The 2,658-nt window shown below is 50.3% G+C and carries 2 tRNA genes and 1 rRNA gene; all 3 read left to right on the plus strand.

Annotated elements, in window-relative coordinates:
• The first annotated feature begins 428 nt into the window (after positions 1 to 428).
• The 3 genes from ACFSSA_RS15775 (at position 429) to ACFSSA_RS15785 (ending at position 2,383) form a co-directional block, all read left to right on the plus strand.
• Positions 429 to 1,968: ribosomal RNA gene (locus ACFSSA_RS15775) — 16S ribosomal RNA — on the plus strand.
• Between the two features lie 221 nt (positions 1,969 to 2,189).
• Positions 2,190 to 2,265 (plus strand) — tRNA-Ala (locus ACFSSA_RS15780).
• A gap of 41 nt (positions 2,266 to 2,306) precedes the next feature.
• A tRNA-Ile gene (locus tag ACFSSA_RS15785) sits at positions 2,307 to 2,383 on the plus strand.
• Positions 2,384 to 2,658: the final 275 nt, after the last annotated feature.

A 2,658-nucleotide genomic window follows, 5' to 3' on the forward strand; every position in this document is an offset into this window, starting at 1 on the left:
GGATGGGAAAAATAATCGCTGGTGAATCGTTGTGGTTATTGGGTTTTGCGGGTGTTGCGGCAAAAAAGTGAGGAAAAAGACACGAAAGAGTTTGACGAAATGGGGGTAATTGCACTAGAGTCCGCCCGTCGCCACGAAGCAGGCGGCGCGAGAGACACTCAGTCGGTCGCGGTAAGCTCCAAAGGAGTAACTACCCGATCGACTTTTTAGTCCCCTCGAAACAAGCTCTTTGATAGTGTGGCTCAGCAATGAAGGTGCCAGGTTTTCAGTTAAGGCCGGAAAGATTGGATAACACGATGAAATTGTTGAGATGAAGAAAAAGATTAAATTGTGCGCTGCGCGAAAAGTCGCGCAGTACGTAAGAACGGAAGTTCTTATAAGGTCAATTTGGAATACGATCTCATTAGATTGAGACGCCAACCGAATTTTTTACGGAGAGTTTGATTCTGGCTCAGAACGAACGCTGGCGGCGTGTTTAAGACATGCAAGTCGCACGGAATGAATCGAGTAGTAATACCTGATGATTTTAGTGGCGCACGGGTGAGTAACACGTGAATTACATGCCCTATAGAGGGGAATAGCCCAGGGAAACTTGGATTAATACCCCATAGTCTCGCAAGAGTAAAGGTGGCCGCAAGGCTGTCGCTATAGGATTGGTTCGCGCCCTATCAGCTAGTTGGAGAGGTAACGGCTCACCAAGGCAACGACGGGTAACTGGTCTGAGAGGACGATCAGTCACACTGGAACTGAGACACGGTCCAGACACCTACGGGTGGCAGCAGTCGAGAATAATTCACAATGGGGGCAACCCTGATGGTGCAACGCCGCGTGGAGGATGACGGTCTTCGGATTGTAAACTCCTGTCATCTGGGAGAAAGACCTGGGGGTTAATAGCTCACAGGGTTGATAGTACCAGAAGAGGAAGGGACGGCTAACTTCGTGCCAGCAGCCGCGGTAATACGAAGGTCCCGAGCGTTGTTCGGAATCACTGGGCGTAAAGGGAGCGTAGGCGGCGCGGTAAGTCAGATGTGAAATCCCGGGGCTCAACCCCGGAACTGCATCCGATACTGCCGTGCTAGAGTAATGGAGGGGTAGCTGGAATTCTCGGTGTAGCAGTGAAATGCGTAGATATCGAGAGGAACACTCGTGGCGAAAGCGAGCTACTGGACATTTACTGACGCTGAGGCTCGAAGGCTAGGGGAGCGAAAGGGATTAGATACCCCTGTAGTCCTAGCAGTAAACGGTGCACGCTTGGTGTGAGGGGAATCGACCCCCCTTGTGCCGGAGCTAACGCGTTAAGCGTGCCGCCTGGGAAGTACGGTCGCAAGACTAAAACTCAAAGAAATTGACGGGGACCCGCACAAGCGGTGGAGTATGTGGCTTAATTCGATGCAACGCGAAGAACCTTACCTAGGCTTGACATGCATCTCTAAGCGCGTGAAAGCGCGTGACCCTTCGGGGAATTTGCACAGGTGCTGCATGGCCGTCGTCAGCTCGTGTCGTGAGATGTTGGGTTAAGTCCCGCAACGAGCGCAACCCTTGTGATTAGTTGCCAGCACGTTAAGGTGGGAACTCTAATCAGACTGCCCAGATCAACTGGGAGGAAGGTGGGGACGACGTCAGGTCAGTATGGCCCTTACGCCTAGGGCTGCACACGTACTACAATGCTCAGTACAATTAGAACCGATACCGCGAGGTGGAGGAAATCTGTAAAACTGGGCTCAGTTCGGATTGGAGGCTGCAACTCGCCTCCATGAAGTTGGAATCGCTAGTAATGGGGCATCATCTACGGCCCCGTGAATACGTTCCCGGGTCTTGTACACACCGCCCGTCACATCATGGAAGCCGGTCGCACCCGAAGTATGCGCGCCAACCGCAAGGAGGCAGCGTCCTAAGGTAAGGCTGGTAACTGGGATGAAGTCGTAACAAGGTAGCCGTAGGGGAACCTGCGGCTGGATCACCTCCTTTCTACGGAGTAAATTGCAAACGGTTCTCACGATCCGTCCCTGCGATAGGTCGAGCCCCAATTATGGGGTTGTTTATCTGCAAAGGTAGACACCTAAAAACAACTATAAAAATCTGCGCGATACTTATGATCGCAGTGCACAATTTAATCTTTTATCTTCGTCAATTGCTATGTGAGTTAAAAAGAAGAGATTCTTGTTAATTTGCAGCATATTCTCCTGAAAGGGGGTATAGCTCAGTTGGTAGAGCGTCTGCTTTGCAAGCAGAATGTCTGCGGTTCGAATCCGCATGCCTCCACCAGTGAACAACTCGAAATAAACTTGTTCATGGGTAACTTTACTGGGCCTGTAGCTCAGTTGGTTAGAGCACACGCTTGATAAGCGTGGGGTCGCTGGTTCGAGTCCAGCCAGGCCCACCATTCCTTTACCTCGTTGAGAGGTGGCCGGAGCAAACGGTTTCAGAAAAAGCAAATAGTAAGCGGTCACACGTCAGGAAAAAGAAGTTCGCTCTTTGACATCCATATGGAGAGAAATAATTTTCTGATTGTATAATAATGTAAGCTCAAATGAGCCATTCTTACGCGATACTTGAAAGTATATTCGAATACCAAATACATCAAATTTTTACGGCAAGCCGGGATTAGCGCAAGCAAGTCCTGGCCGTTAAAAGAAAGAACAGATCGCTGGAACGCAA

Origin of the sequence: Luteolibacter algae, assembly GCF_042683045.1 — a bacterium.
GTDB classification, from domain to species: domain Bacteria; phylum Verrucomicrobiota; class Verrucomicrobiia; order Verrucomicrobiales; family Akkermansiaceae; genus Luteolibacter; species Luteolibacter algae.